Source organism: Pelomicrobium sp. P1 (assembly GCF_052805615.1).
Window position 1 is genome coordinate 66861 of the sequence record NZ_JBRBEM010000013.1, and the last position, 23556, is coordinate 90416.

Sequence of the window (23556 nt, forward strand, 5' to 3'; positions counted from 1 at the left end):
GTTTCAGGGAGTCCACTCCACCGGCAACCCCAGGCGCCGGATGTCGTCCGCCAGGGCCCTTCCCCAGGCGTCGTCCACCGGGGCAAGCCGGGGCGCCTCGGGCTGCATGGACGGCCGGGCCAGGCTGTAGAGCAGCACCCCCTTGAGTGGCACACCGTCCCGCAAGGCGTCCGCCAGGAACGCCAGGTACGCCGCCCGTTCCCCATCGCTGGGGGACATGCCGTCTTCCAGGAACACGCAGGTCTGAATCCAAGTGGGGCATAGCCCCGCGGCGATCTCCAGATTCGCCCGCACTCGCTCGGGCCCCAAGCCCGCGTGGTTCACCCTGGCCAGTCCTTCCCGCGTCGCCCGATCCAGCTTGAACCACACCTCCCCGTTCAGCTCCCCCATCCGGGCGAGGCCCCGCTGGACCGCGGCGCGGTGCATGAGACTCCCGTTGGTGATCAGGATGAGCTTGGTTTGCGGCGGCACCGGGATTTCCTGCATGACCCGCCCTATCCGCTCCACCACCCGGTCGAACCCCCGGGCGCTGGTGGGCTCCCCGTTGCCCGAAAGGGCCACGTCGTTGAGTCGGCGCATCTCCGGAGGAGCAGCCTGTTCCAGGTAATTGCCGTGAATCACCTGGCTAAGGAACGCCCGCAGCTCCCGCTCCAGCCGCTCCAGGTCCACCGGGGGGGCGCTTCCGCGGATCAACCCGGGCACCTGGCAATAGATGCAGCGCCAGTTGCAGGCGTTGTTGGTATTGAGGTTCACCCCCACCGAAAGCCCCCGAGCGCGCCGGGACAACACCGGGTACACGTAGCGCAGCCCCGCCGCGTCCCGATCGTGGTCGGTGGTGGATAGCCGCTTGCCGCCGCGCTCTAGGGTCAAAAACGCCGTGCCTGCGCCCGGATCGCTGCGCGCTTCGATGCTATAATTTTGATTTTTCTCGTCTCTTTGCCCCATGCTGATCACTCGCCGCCTGGAATTCGACGCCGGTCACCGCATCCCCAGCCACGGCAGCCAATGCCGCCACCTGCACGGGCATCGCTACGCCTTGGAAGTGACCCTCTCCGGAGACATTATCACCAGGGAGGGGGCCCCGGAACAGGGGATGGTGATGGACTTCGCCGAAGTGCGGGCGATCGCCTGGCGCCACCTGGTGCAGGCCTGGGACCACGCCTTCCTCGTCTACGAAAAGGACGCGGCGGTGGTGAAGTTCCTTAATTCCCTGCCCGGTCACAAGACCGTGGTCCTCAGCGCCCCGCCCACGGCGGAGAACCTGGCGCTGGAAGCCTTTCGCATCCTGGACGCCGCCTACCGGGACACCTACGGCAACCACCTGCGGCTGGAGCGGGTGCGCCTTTATGAGACGCCCAACTGCTGGGCGGACGCGGTGCGCGAGCGGTTTTAGGCGCCATCCCCCTTTACCAAGGCTTCACAAGCTTTTACATTCTTCCCGCGGGCGATTGTCACGCCCGCGATACAATTTTCTTGCCATCGGAACGTCAACGTTCCAGGGAGGCCGCTCCATGATCATCCCGCCGCTTCGCCCCGTCCTCTTACCCATCGCGCTTTTGCTTCCCATGGTGTTGGCGGCCTGCGGCGGGGGCGGCGGAAGTTCTTCGGGGCTTGCCCCGAACTCCCCCACGTATAACGAGATCCTGTTCAGCTCTCCCGCCACCATCGACGGGACACTGCAGAACTACCGTCTGAACAGCAGCGCCATCACGCCCGCGAGCGGATCTGGCAACGACAACAAGATCGAAGGCACGGTAAGGGGTAGTAGCGGTACCCTCACCTCGATCGACATCACGGTAACGTTCGAAGGAAGCCAGCTGTTCACCGAGACTTTCGATAACTTCACCACAACGACCGAGACAGATAGTGAATTCGGGGTCGCCTACAAGTTTCAAAGTATCAACAGAGGAGCTGGCGGTGTTCGTAGAATGACCTTCTTCGAGCCTCAAGCCCTTGGCTTGAGGTATTCCGCGCTTGGTATCTGGGAATATGAAACCTTCCCCGGCGCGAATCCGTCCCAGGGGGGGTACTTCTCTATGGGTGCCATCACCCGCGGGAGTGATATTCCGATCTCGGGCAGCGCTACGTACAGCGGCAAGCTTATCGGGACTTACACCGACGGCACCGCGGTGTACGCAGTGGGTGCGAATGCCAGCGCGACAGCCGACTTCACCTTCACCTCGCCGAGCGTTTCCCTAAATACGACCAATACTGTAATCGTTAAAGAAGGAACGACCGTTCAAATTCCCGCCAATGAATTGAATCTCTCCGGGACATTAACCTATCCAGGCGGCACGAACAACCTCACCGGCATGCTGACAACCACTAACAATCTGACCGGCCCTGCTTCCGCCCGTTTCTATGGTCCCCAGGCCGCCGAGCTGGGCGGCACGTTCTTCGTGAAGAACGCCAGCAATACAGAGCAAATGGTCGGCGGCTTCGCTTTGAAGAAACAATGAAAAGCCACCGCCCGGCCGCCCTCTTCCCCCTTCTTACCACCCGCTGAATCCCCGTTTCCCCTCTCCATGCCCTGGCCCCGCTGGCTCTTGATCGCCTGGCTGTGGGCCGCGACGGGGAGCTGGGCCGCGAACATCACGCTAGAACTCTCCCATGAAGAGGCGAGCGCGCTGGCGGCCCAGTGGCTCGCGGAAGGCCGCACCGAGGACGCGGGGCGGCTGATCGAGCGCCTCGCGGCAACCCTTCCCGGCGATCCTCAGATCGTTTTCCTCCAGGGGCTCCACGCCCTCCAGACCGGCCGATACCGGCAGGCGGTGGAGCGCTTTCGTTCCCTCCTCACCCGGGACCCCCGCCTGATCCGCGTCCGCCTGGAGCTCGCCCGGGCCCTGTACTTCGCCGGGGATTTCGAAGCGGCCCGCTACCACTTCGAAGCGGCGCTGGGGGAAGACCTGCCGCCCGCGGCGCGGGAGAACGTGCTTCGCTTCCTGCGGGCGATCGAAGCCCAGACCACCTGGATCCGCTTCACCGCCACCCTGATCCGGGACACCAACCCCGCCAACGCCACCCGGGCGGAGAGAATCACCCTGTTCGGCCTGGAATTCGTCGTCGATCCGCAGTCCCGCCCCCGGGATTCCCTGGGCGTGGGGTTCAACGCCGACGCTCGCTACGCCTTCGGCTCGGAGAACCGCAGTTTCGTCCGGGGCGCGGTGGCCGCCCGGGAATACCCCGGGCGCTTCGCCGACTTCTACTACGCCCAGGCAACCCTCGGCCGCAACGCCTTTCTCGGCGACTCCGTCGTTAGCGCCGAGGCGGGTCCCGTCTACGCCCGGTATCAGGGCCGCGGGCTCTATGCCGGCGGCATCGCCCAGGCGAGCCACAGCCATCCCCTCGGCAGGCGGGTGTTGGCCCAGGAGAGCTTGACCTGGCGCCTGCTCGACTACGACCGCTTCGAAGACCTCTCCGGCCACCAGCCCTGGGCCGGCCTGCACCTTCGCTACGCCCTGGACGGCACCTCCGCCCTCGGCGCAAGCGTCCAGGTCGGGCGCCATTACGCCCGGGAAGAGGCGTTCAGCTACAAGGCGATGGAAGGGGTGTTGCGCTACAGCAAGGAGCTTCCCGCCCGGCTCAATTTCGAGGCGCGGCTCACCGCCAATCGCTTTCGCTATCTCGGCGAGCAGCCTTTGTTCGGGATCCTGCGCAAAGACCGGCTGTGGCGGCTCGACTTCGAGTTCCTGATCCGGGACTGGGCGGTGGCGGGCTTTGCCCCTTACGTGGCGGTGAGCTTCGAGCGCAACGATTCCACCATCCCGATCCACGAATACCGGCGCAACTTCGTGGCGGTGGGGGTTTCGCGGGCATTCTGAGCGCCTCGTCAAGCGGGGTGCACAGAAGTGGCAGCGAAACGCACCGTCATTCCCACGTCCTGCACACGGCTTATGATACTGGGGTGCTGGAGTCCGCCCGGCGCGCCCGCGGGGTGGCGGCGCCGGCCATGCCGGAGAACGTGGTGCCGCTCCACAAGGCGGGCTGACTCGCCACCCAGTGAGCGCTCCGCCGTCGTGGTCTGATTCCAGCCGTGCCCGCTCCTTGGGGGTGGGTGCATCTCCTCCCCCGGCCTTTGGGGGCCTTCCCCCGCTTGTCTTATGGTGCGTCATTGACGTATCATAAAACATCCCGTGGAAACAACAACCTTCACGAAGCTGCTGCCGCGCTACCTATCGGATGACGACTACCGCGGGTTGCAAGCCTACTTGATGGAGCACCCGGACGCCGATGCGGTGATGAAGGGCACGGGCGGGGTGCGGAAGGTACGCTGGAGCATCGAAGGCAAGGGCAAGTCGGGCGGCATGCGTGTGATCTACTTCTGGCGAAGGACGCACGAGCAAATTTTCATGCTGACCATCTATGGCAAGGGCGAGCGGGCCAATCTGAGCCAGGCCCAACGCAACGCCATCGCCCAATGGGTGAAACGGCTGACATGAACAAGCGAAACATCGGACGGGAGATCATCGAAGGGCTTGAGGAGCTGGCCGCCTGGACCCGGGGCAAGGCCGAGCTTGCCACGCATGAAGTGACGCTGCCCACGGCCGAGGACGTGCCGCACATCCGAAAGGAACTCAAGCTGTCGCAGGACGCCTTCGCCGGCCTGTTGGGCGTGAGCGTGGGAACGCTGCGCAACTGGGAGCAGCGGCGCCGCGAGCCCCAGGGGCCTGCGAGAAGCCTGCTCTACATCGTGTCGAAGGAGCCGGATGCGGTTCTTCGGGCCTTTCGGGACCCCAGCCCGGACCCCCGCGCAGGGATCGAGCACCTCGTCGCCGCGCAGCAAGCCAAGGCGGCGGCGTCAAGGAAAGCCGTCCCCGTGGTCAAGCGGGCGGCGGCAAAGAAATGCGCCCTGCGGAAAGGTCCATTGAAACGAGGGCGGCGATGACGAGATTCGCCACGCTCAAGTGAAGGTGGCTGAAGGACGCTGCCTTTCCGGCAGGAGTACGAGGCGCTGGAAGAGGAGTTTGCCGCGGAATTCCTGCGCGCGCACGGCCGCCGAGCTCGCCCAGGCTGTGCCCGAACGCGCCGGGTCTTGAGAGGCGGCGCGGGAAGTAGCTCTGCGCGTTGAAAGCGCCCCGCGCCATGCCCCGGTCGCCTGGGTCGACGCGGGTTCACTCGAGGACGCGTGCTAGGCGGCGGGGGGTATCGGCTTCGTCAGGGCGGGGCAAGGGCTCCCATACCGTCTATGCTCGAAGGGGGGAGCCGGTGATCTTGCACTTCCAGAAAGAACTGCAACGGCTGCTTTCCCCGTACCAAGCCCGCCAGTTGACCGAAATGCTCGACAATTACGAGGGCTGACCATGGCGCGTTGCCTCCGCGAAAGCCTCGGCCCTCGCTGCGCTCGTGACGTCCCAGCCAAGCGGTGCTCGGGTGGTCGAACCCTGCGGTTCGTCCACACACCCGCCCCTCTAGAACCAAAATGGCTACATTGAGGGGCCATTTTGATTCTGGCGGAAGGGGTGGGATTCGAACCCACGGCACCCTCGCGGGTGCGCCTGATTTCAAGTCAGGTGCATTCAACCGCTCTGCCACCCTTCCGCGGCGCAACTGCCGCACCGGAACGAAAGTTTACTCGGCGGCCCTTTGCCCGTCCAAGCCGCTCGGAGCCCGGCTAAGCCACGGCGTTCAAGACCTTGAGCGGCGGCTGCTCGGCGACCCGGCGCGTTCCCAGCCATCCGGCCAGCGTCACGCCCGCGGTGCCCGCCAGGATGCCGGCGATCCAGAGGGTCTTGTTCATCTGGAAGGGGACGTTCAGCACCCGGGTGGACACGGCCCAGCCTACGGCGGTGGCGCCGAACGCCGCCACCACGCCCGCGATCAGGCCGATCAGCGCGAATTCCACCAGGTGGATCGCCCGCAACTGGGCCGCCTGGGCGCCGAGGGTGCGCAGGATGGCCGCATCCGCCAGCCGTTCGTCCCGGGTCGCCGCGATGGCGGCGTAGAGCACCAGCACCCCCGCGGCCAGGGTGAACAGGAAAACGAACTCGATGGCCCGGATCACCTGATCCATGAGGGCCTGCACCTGGGCAAGGACCGCCGCCACGTCGATGACCAGCAGGTTGGGAAAGCGCTTGACCAGGGCGTCCATGACCTCGCTCCGTGCCCGGGGCAGATGAAAGCTCGCGACATCGCTCGTCGGGTAGCCGTCCAGGACGCCCGGCGGCATCACCACGAAGAAATTGACCCGGAAGGAATCCCAATCCACGCTGCGCAGGCTCGTGACCGGACCGGACAAGGTAGCCCCCGCGATGTCATAGGTGAGCGTATCCCCCAGCCGGATGCCCAGGGTCTCGGCGATCCCCTGCTCCACGGAGAAGGCGGCGTGTCCCCGGTCTTCGGGGGTCCACCAGCGTCCCGCCACGATGCGGTTATCCGTCTGCAGCGTCTCCGCCCAGGACAGGTTGAATTCCCGGTCGATGAGACGCTTGGCCCGCTCGTCGGCGTAATCGGCCGAGGAGACGGGCCGGCCGTTGATCGCCGCGAGCCGCGCCCGCACCATGGGATAGGTCTTGGGAGGGGGGATACCCTGCGCCTCGAAGAAGCGCCCCAAGGTTTGCCGCTGGTCCGGCTGGATGTTCACCAGGAACCGGTTAGGCGCATCCGGGGGCAAGCTGGATCGCCAGCTCTGGAGGAGATCGCCCCGCACCAGGGTGAGCAGGAGCATGGCCATCAGCCCCATCGCCACGGCGGCAGCCTGGACGGCGGTGGAAAACGGGCGGCGTCGGAGATTGGCAAGCCCCATGCGCCAGGCGCCCGTGCCGTTTCCGCTCAGGGCGGCGAGCCCCCGGACCAGGAGCCACGACAGGGCGCCCGCCGCGGCGAGCCCCGCCGCCGTGCCCAGGAGCACGACGCGCCCCAACTGCCAATCCCCCGCTTGCCGGAGGATGAGGGCGGCGATCGCCGCGATGCCAAAGGCATAACCCAGAATCCCGGCGCTCCTGGGCACTCCCAATTCCCGGCGCAGCACCCGCAAGGTCGGCACCCGGGCTAGCGCCGCCAGGGGCGGCATGGCGAAGCCGAACAGAAGCACGAATCCGGCAGCGTAACCTTCGAGAAGAGGCGCTAGCCCCGGCGGCGGCAGCCCGCCGCCCACCACCGGGGCGAGCAGCACGAGAAGGCCCCCATGGCCCGCCCAGCCCAGGAGCGCTCCCGCCGCACCCGCGGTCAATCCCAGGAACAGAAATTCCCCGCCGTAGATCCTCAGGATAGACCCCTGGCTCGCCCCCAGGCAGCGCAGCATGGCGCAGGCGTCGAAATGCCGCTGCAAGTACCGACGGGCGGCGAGGGCCACCGCCACCGCCGCCAGGATCACCGCGGCGAGGGAAGACAACGCCAGGAACCGCTCCGCCCGCTCGAGCCCCGAGCGGATCTCGGGCCGGGCGTCCCTGATGCTGTCCACCTTCTGGCCGGGTCCGGCGGCGCGAGCGGCGAAGCCGTGGAACCGCTCCACCGCCGACGGGGGGCCCGCCACCAGCAGGTGATAGCGAATGCGGCTGCCGGGCTGGATGAGCCCTGTGCCGGGCAGGTCTTCCAGGTTGAGGATCACTCGGGCCCCCAGGTTGAAAAAGCCCGCCACGCTCTCGGGTTCCTGCTCGATCACGCCCCCGATGGCGAAGGAGCGCTCCCCCAGCCAGAGCCGGTCACCCACCGTGACGCCCAGGCGAGAGAGCACCCGCGGGTCCGCCCACACGGTCCCGGGCGCCGGCGCGCTGCGCCGCGCCGGGCGCATCCCCACCGCGTCCGCTACCCGCAGCTCGCCCCGCAGGGGATAGCCCTGCTCCACGGCCCGCACATCCACCAGGAGGCTGCGCTCGTCGGCAAAGGCCATGCTGGGAAACTTGATGAGCGCCGCGGTGGCAAGCCCCAGGGCCTGGGCCTCTTTCCGGAAGCGCTCGGGAAGGGGTCGGTTCCCGGCCACCACCAGGTCGGCCCCCAACAGGCGGTTGGCCTGGGACACCAGAGCCGCGCGAACCCGGTCGTTGAAAAATCCCACCGTGGTCACGGCGGCCACCCCGATCGCGAGCGCCAGCGCGAGCACCCGCAGCTCCCCCGCCCGCAGGTCGCGTCCCAGGAAACGAAACGCGAGGAAGAGCTCCTGCGCCAGAGTCACGGACGATCCTCCCCGTTCAGAAGCCGCCCCCCGTGGAGCCGCAACTGGCGATGGCAGCGCTGCGAAACCGCCGGATCATGGGTGACCAGGACCAGGGTGGTGCCCCGCTCCCGATTCAGGTCGAACATGAGGGCGATGATCTCCTCGCCGGTCGCCGGGTCCAGGTTGCCTGTCGGCTCGTCGGCGAGGAGCAGCCGGGGCGTGGAAGCGAAGGCGCGGGCTAGGGCCACCCGTTGCTGCTCGCCCCCCGAAAGCTGCCGGGGATAGTGATGGAGGCGCTCCTCCAGGCCCACCCGCTCGAGCAGCCCCAGCGCCGCCCGGCGCGCGTCGCGCCTTCCCGCCAGCTCCAGGGGCAGCATCACGTTCTCCAGCGCCGTCATGGCCGGCAAGAGCTGGAACGACTGGAACACGAAGCCGATGGCGTCGCGCCGAAGCCGCGCCCGGGCATCCTCGTCCAGGGAAAACAGGTCGATCCCATCCAGGTACACCCGCCCCTCGGTGGGAACGTCCAGCCCCGCCAGCAGTCCCAGCAGGGTGGTTTTCCCGGACCCCGAGGCGCCCACCACCGCGACGGCCTCCCCCGGCTCGACCTCAAAGCTCACATCGCTCAAAATGGCGAGGGTGCGGCTGCCCACATTCACCCGCTTGCCCAAGCCGCAGGCGCGCAGCAATGCCTTGTCGTTCTGACCCATGTTGAAGAGACTGATCTTGTTGGTCTGGCTGGCGGCCTCTCCCGCCGCCTTCGCCGGGCCGGTCATCGTGGTACTCGGCGATAGCCTCTCTTCGGGCTACGGCCTCCCGGCGGGAAGCGGCTGGGTCGCGTTGCTCGAAGCGCGGCTGCACGCCCTGGGCTATCCCCACCAGGTGGTCAATGCCAGCGTAAGCGGTGAAACCACCCTGGGCGGGCGCAATCGCGTCGCGGGGCTCCTCGAGCGCCATCGGCCCGAAGTCCTCATTGTGGCCCTGGGAGGAAACGATGGCCTGCGGGGGCTCGCCCCGGAGACCACCCGGGACAATCTGGCGGCCATCATCGAAGCGGCGCAGGCTCGGGGGGCGCGCGTCGTTCTCGCCGGCATACGTTTGCCACCCAACTACGGCAGACCTTACATCGAAAAGTTCCACGCCCTCTTCCCCGCGCTCGCCCGGCGCTACGGGGTGCCCCTGGTGCCCTTCCTCCTGGAGGGCTTCGGCGAGCGCCTAGAGTTTTTCCAGGCCGACGGAATCCATCCCGGCGAGCCCGCCCAGGCGCTGATGCTCGATAACGTGTGGCCGGCCCTCAAACCCCTGCTCGACGCCCATTCCGGATCCCGCCGCACCAGCCGTAAGAGCATGTAAGGATCCCGACGCAAGGAGCGACCAAGTGGGCAAAACCCCGGCGCCGCCGGCTTCCCCGGCCCTCCGGATGCCTCCTTCGAGGAAACCGCTATGACCAAGGTGCGCCTGATCGTCCTGCTGGCCCTCGCGGGCCTGGTCGCGGCCTTTTTCGCTTTCGGCCTGGACCGCTATCTCACCCTGGAGCACTTCAGGGCCCAGCAGGCGGCCATCGTGGCCTATCACCACGCCCACCCCCTCGCGAGCGCCATGGGGTTTTTCGCGCTCTACGTGGCGGTCGCCGGCCTGTCGCTGCCCGGCGCGGCCCTCATGACCCTGGTGGCCGGCGCCATCTTCGGGCTGCTGTGGGGAACCGTGATCGTGTCCTTCGCCTCCAGCATCGGGGCGACGCTCGCCTTTCTCGCCAGCCGTTTCCTGTTCCGCGACGCCATCCAGAGCCGCTTCCGGGACAAGCTCCAGGCGATCAACGCGGGGATCGAGCGGGAAGGTGCATTCTACCTCTTCGCCCTGCGGCTGGTGCCGGTGTTCCCGTTCTTCATGATCAACCTGGCCATGGGGCTGACCTCCATGAAGACCTGGACCTTCTATTGGGTGAGCCAGGTGGGCATGTTCCCCGGAACGATCGTGTATGTGAACGCCGGCACCCAGCTCGCCCGCCTGGAAAGCCTGTCGGGCATCCTTTCGCCCACCCTGCTCGCCTCCTTCGCCCTGCTGGGGATCTTCCCCCTCATCGCGAAGAAGATCGTGGCGCTGATGCGCGTTCGGCGGGTCTACGCCCGCTGGCCCCGGCCCGCGAGGTTCGATCGCAATCTGGTGGTAATTGGGGCCGGCTCCGCGGGCCTGGTGGCCGCCTACATTGCCGCCGCGGTGCGCGCCAAGGTGACCCTCATCGAAAAAGACCGCATGGGCGGGGACTGCCTCAACACCGGCTGCGTGCCGTCCAAGGCGCTGCTGCGCACCGCCAAGCTCCTGGCCCAGGCCAGGCGCGCCCGGGAGTTCGGGCTGCGTTCCATCCAGGTGGAGTTCGATTTCGCCGAGGTGATGGAGCGGGTGCAGCGGGTGATCCGCACGGTCGCCCCCCACGATTCGGTGGAACGTTACACCCACCTGGGCGTCGAAGTGATTCAAGGCGAAGCCCGCATCGCCACCCCCTTCACGGTGGAAGTGAACGGGCGCACCCTTACCACCCGCAGCATCGTGATCGCCGCCGGCGCCCGCCCCCTGGTCCCTCCGATCCCGGGCATCGAGGACATGGGCTACCTCACTTCGGACACCGTGTGGGCCCTCCGGCGGCTTCCGCGACGGCTGCTGGTGCTGGGAGGCGGGCCCATCGGATGCGAGCTGGCCCAGGCCTTCGCCCGTTTCGGCTCCCGGGTGACCCAGGTGGAAATGCTGCCCCGGCTCCTGATCCGGGAAGATCCGGAAATCTCCGAAATGGTGCTTCAGCGCTTCCGTAAGGAGGGCATCGACGTGCGCATCGGCCACAAGGCCAAGCGTTTTCTCACGGAAAACGGCGAGAAAATTCTCGTCGCCGAGCGGGACGGAGCCGAGGCGCGCCTCCCCTTCGACGACCTGCTGGTGGCGGTGGGGCGCGTCCCCAACACCACCGGCTACGGGCTCGAGGAGCTGGGCATTCCGGTCAACCAGAGCCGCACCATCGAGGCCAACGAGTTCCTGCAGACGATCTACCCCAACATCTACGTGTGCGGCGATGTGGCCGGGCCGTTCCAGTTCACCCATACCGCCGCCCACCAGGCTTGGTACGCGACGGTGAACGCTCTGTTCGGCCAGTTCCACAAGTTCCGCGCCGATTACTCCGTGGTCCCCTGGGCCACCTTCACCGACCCCGAAGTGGCCCGGGTGGGGCTCAACGAGCAAGACGCCAAGGAACGGGGCATCGACTACGAGGTGACCACCTACGGCCTCGACGACCTGGACCGGGCCATCGCCGACGAAGCCGCCCACGGGCTGGTCAAAGTGCTGACGGTGCCGGGCAAAGACAAGATCCTCGGGGTCACCATCGTGGGAGAGCACGCGGGCGACCTGATCGCCGAATACGTGCTCGCCATAAGGCACGACATCGGGCTCAACAAGATCCTGGGCACGATCCACATCTACCCGACCCTGGCCGAGGCCAACAAGTACGCGGCGGGGGCGTGGAAGAAGGCCCACGCTCCCCGAAGGCTCCTCGAATGGGTGGGCCGCTATCACCGGTGGCGGCTTGCTTGACCCGATTCCGGCAACGCTGACGACATCCCTCGGACGCCCATGCACGCCACCCTTCCCTTGCTCCGACACTCGAGCTTCCCGGCCATCCGGCGCCGCAAGCTAGAAACCCTCCAGGTCAACCTGGGATACAAGTGCAACCAGGCCTGCGTCCATTGCCACGTGAACGCCGGCCCCACCCGGACCGAGATGATGGACGCCGAGACGGCAGACCAGGTACTCGCTTTCCTCGCCGCCGCCCAGGTGACCCGCCTGGACTTGACCGGAGGGGCCCCGGAGCTCAATCCCCAGTTCCGGCGCCTGGTGCGGGAGGCCCGGACCCTAGGGGTAGAGGTGATGGACCGCTGTAACCTGACCGTGCTGGAGCAGCCCGGGCAGGCGGACCTGGCCGAGTTTCTCGCGGAGCACCGGGTGGAGGTGGTCGCCTCTCTGCCTTGCTACCTGGAGGAAAACGTGGACCGCCAGCGGGGCAAGGGGGTCTTCGACGCCAGCATCCGGGCCTTGCAACGCTTGAACGCCTTGGGCTACGGCATGCCAGGGTCGTCCCTCGTCCTTAACCTGGTCTACAACCCCCAAGGACCTCAGCTTCCTCCCGCCCAGGACGTCCTGGAGCGGGCCTACCGGGAGCACCTGGGGGAACGCTTCGGCATCCGGTTCAACCGCCTGTTCGTCCTCGCCAACATGCCGATCCGGCGCTTCGGCTCCATGCTGGTGTCCAAGGGGCAGTTCGCCCAGTACATGGAACTCCTGCGGGGCGCCCATCAGGACGATAACCTGGAGCACGTCATGTGCCGCTCCCTCCTGAGCGTGGACTGGCGGGGCTTCGTCTACGACTGCGACTTCAACCAGATGCTGGGCTTGGGCCTTAAGCTGAACGGCCACGCCCGGGTCCATCTGCAGGACCTCATGGGCCGTGACCTGGACGGCAACCCCATCTTGGTGGCCGACCACTGCTTCGGCTGCACCGCCGGGCAAGGATCGAGCTGCGGCGGAGCGCTGCGAAACGGCTGAAAGGCGGTTCCGCCCTTCGAGGCGTAAGCGCCGCGTGCTATGATCGGCGGCGGTCCACGACAGCCCGCGCCCATGCCCTCTTCGGACAACCGTTCCCAGCCTCCCCCCGAATACGTCGGCAAGTACAAGGTCATTCGCGAGCTCGGCCGCGGCTCCACCTGCCGCGTGTACTTGGCCCAGGACCCGTTCACTAGCCGGGAAGTGGCGGTCAAGGTCGTTTGCCCTCAGCTCCAGAGGGGCGCCCGCGAAAGCAAGCGCTTCATGCGGGCGTTCATGAGCGAGGCCACCCTGGCGGGCCGGCTCAAGCACCCCCACATCGCCGCCATCTATGACGCCGCCATGGAGGAGGATTTCGGCTACCTGGTGATGGAGTACGTCCCGGGCGGCACCCTGCAGCAGTTTTGCGATCCCCAAAGGCTCCTGCCCGTGGACCGGGTGGTGGAAATCATCTTCAAGTGCTGCCGGGCCCTGGATTACGCCATGCGCCAGGGGGTCATCCACCGGGACGTGAAGCCGGGCAACATCCTGGTCACCCAGGGCACGGAGATCAAGATCACCGACTTCGGGACGGCGTTTCTCCAGGTCGCCGACCATACCCAGTTGACCGGCGTGGGCTCCCCCGCCTATATGTCCCCCGAGCAGATCCGGGAGCAGGATCTCACCCACCAGACGGACATCTATTCCCTGGGCGTGGTGATGTACCGGCTCTTGACCGGCCGGCTGCCCTACGATTCCCGGGAGACCGAGAAGCTCATGGAGGAGATCCTGCACGGAGAGCCCCTGCCCCCCAGCGCCCACCGGCCCGGCATCCCTCCCGCCCTCGACCGCATCGTGCTGCGGGCGATGGGCAAGGAGCTCCACGAGCGCTACCCCACCTGGCTCGAGTTCGCCCGGGACCTGGCCGCCGTGTTCGGTCAGCTCCAGGCCCCAGGACAGCCCGCCGCGGACACGGAAAAGTTCAGCGCCCTCAGGCGCTTGCCTTTTTTCGAGCGGTTCGAGGACTCCCAGATCTGGGAGGTGCTGGGGATGGCCACTTGGCGCCGGGTCCCCGAAGACAGCCTCATCGTCCAGGAAGGCACGGCGGGGGAATCCTGCTTTATCCTGGTGGACGGCACGGCCCAGGTCTCCCGCAACGGCGCCCCCCTGGAGCGGCTGGGGCCGGGAGACTGCTTCGGCCTCATGCTCTATTTCGAGGAAAGCTCCCGGGCGCGAACCACCTCGATCACCGCCCTGACCGATTGCTCCTTGATAGAGTTGCCCGCCGCCGCCCTCAATCGGGCATCGGATGCCTGCCAGGCCCAGTTCAACAAGGCGTTCCTGCGCCTGCTGGTCAACCGCCTGGACCGGCGGCACGCCCCGACCGAGTCCCCGGTCAATGGGTAACGCGCTTCGGGCTCAACCTTTTTAACAATTCGACGGCCGCATTCCTTCCCTGCCACCCCATGCCTGCCGCATAGGGAAAACCTCTGCCCGGCAGGTCGTTTCCCCGCGCCGCGTCCGATGACCGTGCCGCTCGTCCACGAAAACGCACCATCTGTCGGCCGCGACTGGCCTTTCTAAAGGCGGCTTTGCCACAATCTGAGCGCACTTTCCGGCTTCAGCTCGGGAGGAGGCCGCCCGCAAGGGCGAGGTCTCTCCCCATGGGGTGGGACATGACCCGGATAACAATCGAGGGCGCCCCCATGAAAACCGGTCCCGAGGCCTGGGAGCGAAGCCCGGCACCTTCGAATTGGGGGGAATCAGGTATGGGTAGCGGAGTCTGGAGGAAGCGCCTCGCCCGGGCGGATACCCGGCGGCGGGTGCGTGGATGTCAACTTAGCGGTATTGGAGGTTTGCATTCTCTCGCCTTCTGGACGCCCCTGCCCCGCTCCTCATCCCATGCAGGGCAGTTCGCGGAGAAGGCCGGATGAACTCCCCCAGTCTGACCGGCCTCAAGGTGATGGTGATCGACGACAGCAACACCATCCGCCGCAGCGCCGAACTGTTCCTCAGCCAGGCCGGGTGCCAGGTGATCGTCGCGGAAGACGGCTTTTCCGCGCTCGCCAAAATCGCCGAGCATCATCCCGACATCATTTTCATCGACATCATGATGCCCCGGCTCGACGGCTACCAGGCCTGCGCCCTGATCAAACGCAATCCCAAGTTCCGGTCCACCCCCGTCATCATGCTCTCCAGCAAGGACGGCGTGTTCGACCGGGCCCGGGGCCGCATGGTCGGTTCCGACGAATACCTGACCAAACCGTTCACCCGCGAGGACCTGGTCAACGCGGTCCAGGCCCACGCAAAGAAGACCGGCACAACCAAGGAGTTATCCCATGGCGATCAAAAAAGTTCTTGTGGTTGAGGATTCGGCGACCGACCGCCAAGCCCTGTCGGAGGTGCTCAAGAAGAACGGGTTCGAGGTGCACACGGCGGAAAGCGGCGAGGAAGCGGTCGCCAAGGCCGGCCAGCTCAAGCCGGACTTGATCCTGATGGACGTGATCATGCCGGGCACGAACGGGTTCCAGGCGACCCGCATCATCTCCCGCAACGACGACACCAAGCACATCCCCGTGATCATCGTCAGCAGCAAGGGCCAAGAGACGGACAAGATCTGGGGCATGCGCCAGGGAGCCCGGGACTACATCGTGAAACCCGTCCAGGAGGCCGACCTTCTGCGGAAGATCTCGGCCCTCGGCTGAAACCCTCGCGACCCGCGCAGACGCCAATGGAAACCCGGCCCAGGAGCTTGAAGGAGTACCAGGAAAGGCTGCTGGCGCGCATCCGCGACTCTGCAGCCAACGGTTCGGCGACCTCGTACCTGGGCATGATGGTGGCCGAGGAACGCTGGGTGGTGCAGCTCACCGACGTGAGCGAGGTCATTCCGCTGCCGCCCCTATACCCGATTCCCCTGACCCAGGATTGGCTTCTCGGCGTGGCCAACGTGCGCGGCGCTCTGCACACGGTCATCGACCTGGCGGCTTTCGCGGGCCGCGGAGCGACCGCCCTCGGCAGCGAGGCGCGCTTGGTGTTGATCCACCACAAGTTCCGGGTAAACGCCGGCTTCGTCATCGGTCGCACCCTGGGGCTGCGCAACCTGCAGCTCCAAAGACACCCGCCCGAAAAGGCGTTGCCTTGGCTCGTGGCCAGGTATCGCGACCCGGATGGGCGGGATTGGAAAGAGCTGGATATCCGCCGCCTGGTATCCGACCCCCGCTTCCTGGACGTGGGTCGTTCCGGGTCGCAGCTGCGGGATGCTTAGGCGTAACGAACGAGCTTAATTGGGGAGAAAGTCCATGGCATCGGTCGCATCGGATCTCGATATCCACCTGCCAGCCAGCGGCGCTGAACCGGCCGCACCTGCCCTGCAGGCTGCAGGGAAAGAGGGCGGGAAGATGAGCGCCTGGTTCAGCCTCGTCCACAGGCTGACCAGCCGGCCGGGCGGCGAACTACCCCAGGGCTTGCCGCTGCTGAGGGGCTTGAGCTTCCAGCGCCAGGTGGTGGTTCTGGGCACTCTGGTTCTCCTGTCCTTGGCGCTTACCGTAGTCACCTTCGGCTACGTCATCTGGGAGGGCCGCATCAACCGCGCCCAGACGGCGGTCTCGACCGAAATGCAAATGTGGTCTCAGCGCATGGCGATTCTCGCCGAGCAGGCCGCACGCGGCGACCCGGACGCCTTCGGGCAGTTGAAGCACGGCGCCGCCACCTTCTCCCGCGGTCTGACCGTTCTGCAATCCGGGGGCGAAGTCCATGGCACGACCCTGCCCGGAGCGTCCGCCGAGCTGATCCCGCTGATCGCCGAAGTCTCCGCCCGCTGGAGTCCGATTTCCGAGGACATCAATCTCATCCTCTCCCAGCAGCAGGGATTGGTGACGCTCAAGGAAAGCGAGGATTTCATCCGCAAGGCGGGTCCCAAGCTGAAGAGCCTCTCCCAGCAACTGGGGGTGATCGCCATGGAGCGGGGCGAAGACCCCAGATCGGTGGTGAGGGCGCGGCAGCTCTACTACGACGTCACCAACTTCGACCTGCTGGAGGCCAACAGCCAGATCTCCACGGACGATCCGGAGCCCCAAGTCGCACTCAACCTCATACGCAACGTCAAGGCCTTTGAAGAAATCGTCCAGGGTCTGGTCAATGGCAACGCCGAGCTGGGCATCGTGGCGCTGAAGGACCCCCTGTCGCAAAAGGCCGTCAAGCCGCTGCACGAGCTGACCAGGGAGTTCCGCAGCCACATCGCGAGCGTGGTCAACAACATGGACAAGCTTGCCGGGGCGAAGGAAGCGTACCGCAAGGTCTCCGCCCGCAGCGAGCCCCTGCTCGGTTCCCTCGGGAAACTCACCGAGACTTACAAGCAACAGGGCGCCGGCTACGGGGCGACCGGGGCCGGTCTGCTGTTCGCGCTGCTCACCCTGACTTTCCTCGGATTGATGGGAAAGGTTCACCTCGACGACGCCCGGCGGCGCGCTGTGGAGAACGAGCGGGCGAACAGCCGCAACGAGCAGGCGATTCTGCGCTTGCTGGACGACATGTCCCAGCTCGCCGAGGGCGATCTGACCCGTCACGCCCGGGTGACGGAAGACATGACCGGCGCCATCGCCGACGCCGTGAACTACGCCATCGACGAGCTGCGCGGCCTGGTCAACCAGATCAACCAGGCGGCGAGCCAGCTCACCGAATCCACTCGCCAGGGACGGGCCGTCTCCAGCCAGTTGCTGCAAGTGACCGAGAAGCAGGCCAAGGAGATCCAGGCCACCACCAGCTCGGTGCTGCAGATGGCCTCCTCCATGGACACGGTCTCGGCCAACGCCCAGCAGTGCGCCCAGGTGGCCGAGCAGTCCCTCGCCGCCTCAGAAAAAGGCGCCCACGCGGTGCACGAGTCCATCGCCAGCATGGACGCCCTGCGCGAGCAGATCCAGGAGACCTCCAAGCGGATCAAGCGCCTGGGAGAAAGCTCGCAAGAGATCGGCGAGATCGTGCAGTTGATCGCCGGCATCACCGAGCAGACCAACGTGCTGGCGCTCAACGCCGCGATCCAAGCCGCGGCCGCCGGCGAGGCCGGCCGGGGCTTCACGGTGGTAGCGGAGGAAGTGCAGCGCCTCGCCGAGCGCTCCGCCGAGGCGACCAAGCAGATCGGCGCCATCGTGCGCACGATTCAAAGCGACACCCACGACGCCGTGGTGGCCATGGAGAAGAGCACCATGGGCGTGGTCGAGGGAGCAAAGCTCACCGACGCCGCCGGCCAGGCCCTCCAGGAGATCAACGAGGTGTCCAAGCGCCTGGCGGACCTGGTGGCCCAGATCACCCGCGCCACCGAGGATCAATTGCAAGCCGCCCAGGGGGTGGCCAAGAACATGCGGGACATTCTCCACATCACCCAGCAGACCACCAAGGGCACCAAGTGGACGGCCGAATCCATGGGCCAGATCTACGAGCTGGCCCAGAAGCTCAAGGTCTCCGTGTCCGGCTTCAAGGTCTGACAGCCCTCCATCATGAGCGCGAACCTCTCCTTCCAAACCGGCCCGCTCACCTGGGTCAAGCCGGAAATCGATGTCGCCCTGGAACGGGTGGGCGCGTCCCTCGCGCGCTACTTTCCTTCACCGGAAGCCTCGGAGGAGCTGGCCACCGCCCGGGGCAGCCTGCGGGAGGCGATCGGCGCGCTCAGCATGATCGGCATGGAGGGGCTTGCACGTTTCATGACCGAGGTGGACAGCGTACTCGAGGACCTGGGCACCCGGCGCGTGGCCCCGACCGGGGCGATCCAGGCCCTCCTGGAACGGGCGGTGTCCACGGTGACCCAGTACCTGACCGACGTGGCCCGCGGCGAGCCGGATCAGCCCATGAGCCTGATGCCCACCCTGCGGGAACTCGCCCGCTCCCGCGGCCGCCGGGTGGAGGACAAGGAGCTGTTCTACCCCGACCTGAGCCTGCTGCCCCCGCCCCTGCCGGGCGGCCAGGCCACGTCCGGACCGGCCCTCATCGCCACAGTCAAGCTGCAACGGGCCGCCTACCAGCGGGGAATGCTCCAATGGCTGCGGGGATCCGTCGAAGGACTGGAAATCATGGTCCGGGCACTGCAGGAGGTGGAGCGGGCCCAGCCTCAACCCCACGATCGGCGCCTGTGGTGGCTCGCCGGCGGCCTGGTGGAGGTCTTGCTGCGGGAAGCCCTGCCCGCTGACGACGAGCTCAAGAAGCTCTGCGCCCGCATCGACCTGCAGATGGCGGCCTTCGCCGCGGGCAAGGACGCAGCGCCCGAAACCTTGCTGCGGGACATCCTTTATCACCTCGCTCGCTGCGAGCCGGTAACGCCCCGGCTAAAGGAGATCCAGAGCTTGTACCATCTGGAGCGCTACGCCGCTCCCCCCGGCATCGCCGGGTTGCTGGAACTGGATACGGAGCGGGTGGGGCCCCTGCTCAAGCAAGCCCACGAGGCGCTGGCGGAAGCCAAGGCGGCCTGGGCCAGCTACAGCGCGGGCGAACAGAAATCCCTGGCCGACTTCCGTACCTCCGCCGGCCGCTTCCGCGACCTGGCTGCGGACCTGGGCAACCACCCCTTGCTGGAGCTGGCGGAGCTGATCAAGCGGGTTTCCATGGTGCTCAAGGCCCAGAGCCGGGAGCGGCAAGCGTTGATCGCCATGGAGATGGCCACCGCCCTGCTCGCCGCCGAGCATGCCCTGGAGCGTTTCACTTCCCTCACGCCCCAGATCGAGGCGAAGGTGGAAGCCATCACCGGGCGCCTGCTTAACGCCCTCTCCGGACGCCCCAGCGAAGCCGCCGATCCGGCCCTGGCCGGGCTCGGGCAGCGCAACGACGAGGCCGAGCCGATCGCCCAGGTGGCGCGGGAGATGCGGGCCAACCTCCAGCACGTGGAGCAGGTGCTGGACGGCTATTTCCGCGGCACTGGGAACGAGTCTCAGCTCGGCGGGCTGGAGCCGTTCCTGCGCCACGTTATCGGGGCGCTGCGCATGCTGGGCTTAGAGCCGGCGGCGGAATTGCTGGAGCACTGCACCGCAGTGGTGGCCTTGCTGGCGGATCGCAGCCAAACGCCCAGCCAGGACGAGGTCACCCTGCTCGCCGATGGCTTGAGCAGCCTGGGGTTCTACGTTCAAGCCCTCCCCCACGATGGCGGCGAGGAGCTGAAGATGGTGGAGGCGGTACTGGCCCGATTCCGTTTTCGGTCGGTCCCATCGACCCAAGGCGCCGAAACCTCCTCGGTCCCGGAATCTTCCCCGGCCTCTTCTATTGCGGCGCTCGCAGCCGAGGGCTCCTTCGCCCCCGCCGAACTCGAGCCGGGAAGCGCCGGCGTTTCCGCGCCACTCCCGGCCCAAGCCCGGGCGACGGCCGCCCCATCCCCCTCGCCAGGGGATATCCCAAGCAGCCATGGCGACTTCACCGACAGCGCGGCTGCCGGAGACCGGGAGATCGTGGAAGTCTTCCTCGAAGAAGCGCGGGAGATCCTCACGGCCATCGCCGAAAACCTGGCCGCCTGCCGGGCGCGGCCGGAAGATCGGGAAGCGCTCACGGCGCTGCGCCGCAGCTTCCATACCCTCAAGGGAAGCGGTCGGATGGCCGGGCTTCCCCATCTGGGCGAGGCCGCCTGGACCGTCGAGAACATGATGAACCAGTGGCTCAAGCTGGAGCGGGAGGCGAGCGGGGAGCTGCTCGATTACCTGGCTGAAGCCCGTGCCGCCTTCGATGGCTGGATCGCCGAGCTGGCGGGCGAGGGCCGTGTCCGCGTCGACCGGACGAGGCTCGCGGAGGGGGCTTCCGCCCTGCTTCGGGCGGTGGAAGCGGGAGCCCCGCCCCGCCCCGCGGCGGCGGTCTCCGCTTCCCGGCCCGCCGCCAACCCGACGCCCAAAACGGCTGCGTCCGCCCGAACACCCGAGGAGATCGCCGTCGGCCAGATTTCAGGGACCCCCGGCCCGCCGGTAGAGGCCCTCGATCAGGCCCTGGAGGCCGTTGGCCAGAGCCAAGAGGCCCTTGGCCAGGTCCCGGAGGCCGTAAGCCATGGCAGCCCAGCCCCACAATCCGTCGGCGATGCACCAGATGAGCTGGATTTCCTCCGGCCCGCCGCTCCGGCCGTGGAGCCCCCGCCCGGGGAGGCGCCCGTCGTCATCGGCGAAATGACCCTGTCCCCGTCCCTGTACCAGGTGTACTTGCAGGAGGCGCGCCAATGGGTAGATGTCCTGAAAAGGGGGCTGGAGGATCTGGCCCGTCATCCCGGCGAGGCTCTGCCGGAAGCCCTCCTGCGGGGAGCCCATACCCTGGCCGGTTCTTCCCGCACCGCAGGGCTGGCGGCGATCGACGCCCTGGCCGCCGCCCTGGAACGAGCCTTGTCCGCCTGGCAAGCCCATCGAGTCGTCTGCGGGGAGCTGCCGACGGCCCTGCTCGCCCAGGCGGTGGAGACCCTGGACCAAGCCGTGACCCAAGTGGAAAGCCGAACCCTTCCACGGCCGGCCACCGCCCTGATCGACGCCCTCCACGCCTGGAACGAGGAAATCCAGGTCGCTGCCGCCGCCGCGGTCCCGGCCCCCACTGCGAGCTCCGCGCTTTCCCCAGCGTCCTCCGGCCAGGACCGCCGGCTGGTCAGGGACGACATCGACCCCCAGCTCCTGCCCATCTTCCTGGAGGAGGCCCACGAGCTGGTGCCCCTCTTGGGCGAGGATCTGCGCCATTTGCGCGCCGAGCCCGGCGACTTGCAGGCCTCCCAGTCGTTGCGGCGGGTCCTGCACACCCTCAAAGGCAGCGCCCGCATGGCCGGGGCCATGCGCCTCGCCGAGCTGGTGCACCTCATGGAGAGCGAGGTGGAGGCAGCGGCGGAGGACGCAGACTTCTCCCCCGCCCTCTTCGAGCGACTGGAGGGCGAGCTCGACCGGCTGGTCGCCGCCCTGGAGGGCTTGGAGCGCGGCAGCGCCGGAGCGCCCGAGCTCGCCCAAGAGAGCGCCGCCACGGCCGGGCCGGAGCCGACCCCGGCGCCTTCGGCGGATGCGAGCAAGGCGGCCACCGAACCGGCTCCGCCGTCCGTCCTGGAAGAGCTCTCGGCGGGAGCCGCCCAGATCCGGGTCGCCGCCGATACCGTTGATCACCTGGTGAACCAGGCCGGGGAGATCAGCATCACCCGCGCCCGCATCGAGGTGGAGGCGCGCAGCTTCAAGCAGATCCTGCTCGAGCTCACCGACAGCGTGGCTCGGCTCAAGGCTCAGTTGCGCGAGATCGAGATCCAGGCGGAATCCCGCCTGCAGGCGAGGCTGACCCTGGCCCAGGAGAAGGACGAGGGCTTCGACCCCCTCGAGTTCGACCGCTATACCCGCTTCCAGGAGTTGACCCGCCTCATGGCGGAGAGCGTGCACGACGTGAGCACCGTGCAGCAGAACCTGCTGGCCGGCCTAGACGAGATCAACGCGGCGCTTTCTGCCCAGTCCCGGCTCAACCGCCGGCTCCAGGACGACCTCATGCACCTGCGCACGGTACCGTTCCAGCGGGTGGCGGAGCGCCTCCACCGGGTGGTGCGCCAGAGCGCCCGCGAGCTGGGCAAGCGGGCCCAGCTCGAGATCTCCGGCGGCCAGGTGGAGATCGACCGGGGCGTGCTGGAGAAAATCGTGGCGCCCCTGGAGCACCTGCTGCGCAACGCCGTGGCCCACGGCGTCGAGCCCGGGAAGCTGCGCGCCGCCGCCGGCAAGCCGGAGACGGGGCGGATCCAGTTGGCGCTGCGCCAGGAAATCAATGACATCGTCATCCAAGTGAGCGACGACGGGGCGGGCCTAAACCTCCCGGCGATCCGGGACAAGGCGGCGAAGCTGGGGTTGATCGAGCCGCAGCGGGAGCTCTCCGACGCCGAGCTGGCCCAGCTCATCTTCCGGCCCGGGTTTTCCACCGCGGAGACGGTCACCGAAATCGCCGGGCGCGGCGTCGGCATGGACGTGGTGAGCAACGAGATCCAGGCCCTGGGCGGGCGCATCGACGTCGCCTCGGAACCCGGCCGAGGCGCGACCTTCACCCTGCGGGTGCCCCTCACCCTGGCGGTCACCCGGGTCCTGCTGGTCGCCGCCGCAGGACGCACCTGGGGCATCCTGGCCAACATGGTGGAGCAGGTGCAGGAGCACGGCCCAGACGCCGTGGAAAGCCTCTTCGCCGCAGGCTCGATCCAGTGGCTGGAGCACCGCTATCCCCTCCATTACCTGCCCCGGCTGCTGGGCAACGACGCCGCCCGGATCGAGCCCCAGGCCCGCAACTACGTGCTGCTGCTTCGCAGCGGCGAGGGCCGGGCGGCGGTGCTGGTGGACGGGCTCGGCGGCAGCCAGGACGTGGTGCTCAAGAAGATGGGCCCCCAGCTCTCCCGGGCTCCCGGCATCGCCGGGGCCACGGTGCTCCCGAACGGGGAAGTGGTCTTGCTGCTCAGCCCGGTGCGCCTCGCCGAGCGCCGGACCGGGGCCGCCGTCACGGCGGTGGAGGTGGCCGCCGGCCGCCAGGCGGAGGCTCCCCTCATCCTGGTGGTGGACGACTCCCTCACCGTGCGCAACGTGACGGGCCGCTTCCTGCAGCGGCACGGGTTCCGGGTGGTCACCGCCAAGGACGGCCTGGACGCGTTGCAGCGCCTGCAGGAGGCCGTACCCGACGTCATGCTGGTGGACATCGAGATGCCCCGGATGGACGGCTTCGAGCTGACCAAGCAGGTGCGCTCCGATCCCCGCACCGCCCCCGTGCCCATCATCATGATCACCTCGCGCCTGGCCGACAAGCACCGCCGGCACGCGCTGCAGCTCGGGGTGAACGTGTACCTGGGCAAGCCCTACCGGGAAGACGAGCTGCTCGGACACATCGCCAGGTTCACCCGGCCTGCCGCTTCCGTGCAATAACTCCGCCCCTTGACGGGCGGTCGGCGCGCCTGCAGCATGGCGCGG

General features: G+C 67.4%; 17 protein-coding genes, 1 tRNA gene and 1 pseudogene. 15 read left to right on the top strand and 4 right to left on the bottom strand.

The window, feature by feature from the left end; translation table 11 throughout:
- Positions 1-3 precede the first annotated feature (3 nt).
- Positions 4-945 (bottom strand): radical SAM protein, encoded by a 942-nt coding sequence (locus ACUVYZ_RS13190; RefSeq protein WP_439934876.1) that lies wholly within the window; start codon positions 943-945, stop codon positions 4-6.
- Here ACUVYZ_RS13190 and ACUVYZ_RS13195 point away from each other — a divergent pair.
- The 6 genes from ACUVYZ_RS13195 (at position 944) to ACUVYZ_RS13220 (ending at position 4885) form a co-directional block, all read left to right on the top strand.
- Positions 944-1393 (top strand): 6-pyruvoyl trahydropterin synthase family protein, encoded by a 450-nt coding sequence (locus ACUVYZ_RS13195; RefSeq protein WP_439934875.1) that lies wholly within the window; start codon positions 944-946, stop codon positions 1391-1393. The two genes, ACUVYZ_RS13190 and ACUVYZ_RS13195, sit on opposite strands and share 2 nt — an antisense overlap.
- Before the next feature lie 118 nt (positions 1394-1511).
- Complete coding sequence (locus ACUVYZ_RS13200; RefSeq protein WP_439934874.1) at positions 1512-2459, top strand: transferrin-binding protein-like solute binding protein; 948 nt, start codon at positions 1512-1514, stop codon at positions 2457-2459.
- 66 nt (positions 2460-2525) lie between these two features.
- Positions 2526-3821: a surface lipoprotein assembly modifier gene (locus ACUVYZ_RS13205; protein ID WP_439934873.1), complete on the top strand. Its 1296-nt coding sequence runs from the start codon at positions 2526-2528 to the stop codon at positions 3819-3821.
- 17 nt (positions 3822-3838) lie between these two features.
- Positions 3839-3988 (top strand): hypothetical protein, encoded by a 150-nt coding sequence (locus tag ACUVYZ_RS13210; RefSeq protein WP_439934872.1) that lies wholly within the window; start codon positions 3839-3841, stop codon positions 3986-3988.
- A 145-nt stretch (positions 3989-4133) separates the two neighbouring features.
- Positions 4134-4439, top strand: a complete 306-nt coding sequence (locus tag ACUVYZ_RS13215) for a type II toxin-antitoxin system RelE/ParE family toxin (RefSeq protein WP_439934871.1) — start codon at positions 4134-4136, stop codon at positions 4437-4439.
- Positions 4436-4885 carry a helix-turn-helix domain-containing protein gene (locus ACUVYZ_RS13220; protein WP_439934870.1) on the top strand — a complete coding sequence of 150 codons (450 nt, stop codon included), beginning with the start codon at positions 4436-4438 and terminating at the stop codon, positions 4883-4885. Before ACUVYZ_RS13215 ends, ACUVYZ_RS13220 begins: the two co-directional genes overlap by 4 nt.
- A gap of 563 nt (positions 4886-5448) precedes the next feature.
- On the opposite strand, the gene ACUVYZ_RS13225 is transcribed toward ACUVYZ_RS13220, so the two are convergent.
- The 3 genes and pseudogenes from ACUVYZ_RS13225 to ACUVYZ_RS13235 all read right to left on the bottom strand — a co-directional run.
- A tRNA-Ser gene (locus ACUVYZ_RS13225) sits at positions 5449-5538 on the bottom strand.
- Between the two features lie 73 nt (positions 5539-5611).
- The gene (locus tag ACUVYZ_RS13230) at positions 5612-8110 is read right to left on the bottom strand and encodes an ABC transporter permease (protein WP_439934869.1); all 2499 of its coding nucleotides are present in this window, start codon (positions 8108-8110) and stop codon (positions 5612-5614) included.
- Positions 8107-8736, bottom strand: a pseudogene (locus tag ACUVYZ_RS13235) (ABC transporter ATP-binding protein); the annotation flags it as partial. The pseudogene ACUVYZ_RS13235 and the gene ACUVYZ_RS13230, both read right to left, overlap by 4 nt.
- A gap of 82 nt (positions 8737-8818) precedes the next feature.
- Here ACUVYZ_RS13235 and ACUVYZ_RS13240 point away from each other — a divergent pair.
- The 9 genes from ACUVYZ_RS13240 (at position 8819) to ACUVYZ_RS13280 (ending at position 23511) form a co-directional block, all read left to right on the top strand.
- On the top strand, positions 8819-9445 hold the full coding sequence (locus tag ACUVYZ_RS13240) for an arylesterase (protein WP_439934868.1): 627 nt from the start codon (positions 8819-8821) through the stop codon (positions 9443-9445).
- 90 nt (positions 9446-9535) lie between these two features.
- Positions 9536-11671, top strand: coding sequence for an FAD-dependent oxidoreductase (locus ACUVYZ_RS13245; RefSeq protein ID WP_439934867.1), 2136 nt, complete (start codon positions 9536-9538; stop codon positions 11669-11671).
- Positions 11672-11710: 39 nt separating this feature from the next.
- The gene (gene arsS / locus ACUVYZ_RS13250) at positions 11711-12679 is read left to right on the top strand and encodes an arsenosugar biosynthesis radical SAM (seleno)protein ArsS (protein WP_439934866.1); all 969 of its coding nucleotides are present in this window, start codon (positions 11711-11713) and stop codon (positions 12677-12679) included.
- A gap of 72 nt (positions 12680-12751) precedes the next feature.
- Positions 12752-14062 carry a serine/threonine-protein kinase gene (locus tag ACUVYZ_RS13255; protein WP_439934865.1) on the top strand — a complete coding sequence of 437 codons (1311 nt, stop codon included), beginning with the start codon at positions 12752-12754 and terminating at the stop codon, positions 14060-14062.
- Positions 14063-14585: 523 nt separating this feature from the next.
- Positions 14586-15023, top strand: coding sequence for a response regulator (locus ACUVYZ_RS13260; RefSeq protein ID WP_446033074.1), 438 nt, complete (start codon positions 14586-14588; stop codon positions 15021-15023).
- Positions 14995-15360, top strand: a complete 366-nt coding sequence (locus tag ACUVYZ_RS13265) for a response regulator (RefSeq protein ID WP_439934863.1) — start codon at positions 14995-14997, stop codon at positions 15358-15360. The genes ACUVYZ_RS13260 and ACUVYZ_RS13265 overlap by 29 nt, the downstream gene beginning before the upstream one ends.
- Before the next feature lie 26 nt (positions 15361-15386).
- Positions 15387-15920 carry a chemotaxis protein CheW gene (locus tag ACUVYZ_RS13270; protein ID WP_439934862.1) on the top strand — a complete coding sequence of 178 codons (534 nt, stop codon included), beginning with the start codon at positions 15387-15389 and terminating at the stop codon, positions 15918-15920.
- A 34-nt stretch (positions 15921-15954) separates the two neighbouring features.
- Entirely contained in the window at positions 15955-18135 is a 2181-nt protein-coding gene (locus ACUVYZ_RS13275) for a methyl-accepting chemotaxis protein (RefSeq protein WP_439934861.1), read from the top strand.
- Positions 18136-18147: 12 nt separating this feature from the next.
- Positions 18148-23511 (top strand): hybrid sensor histidine kinase/response regulator, encoded by a 5364-nt coding sequence (locus ACUVYZ_RS13280; protein ID WP_439934860.1) that lies wholly within the window; start codon positions 18148-18150, stop codon positions 23509-23511.
- Positions 23512-23556: the final 45 nt, after the last annotated feature.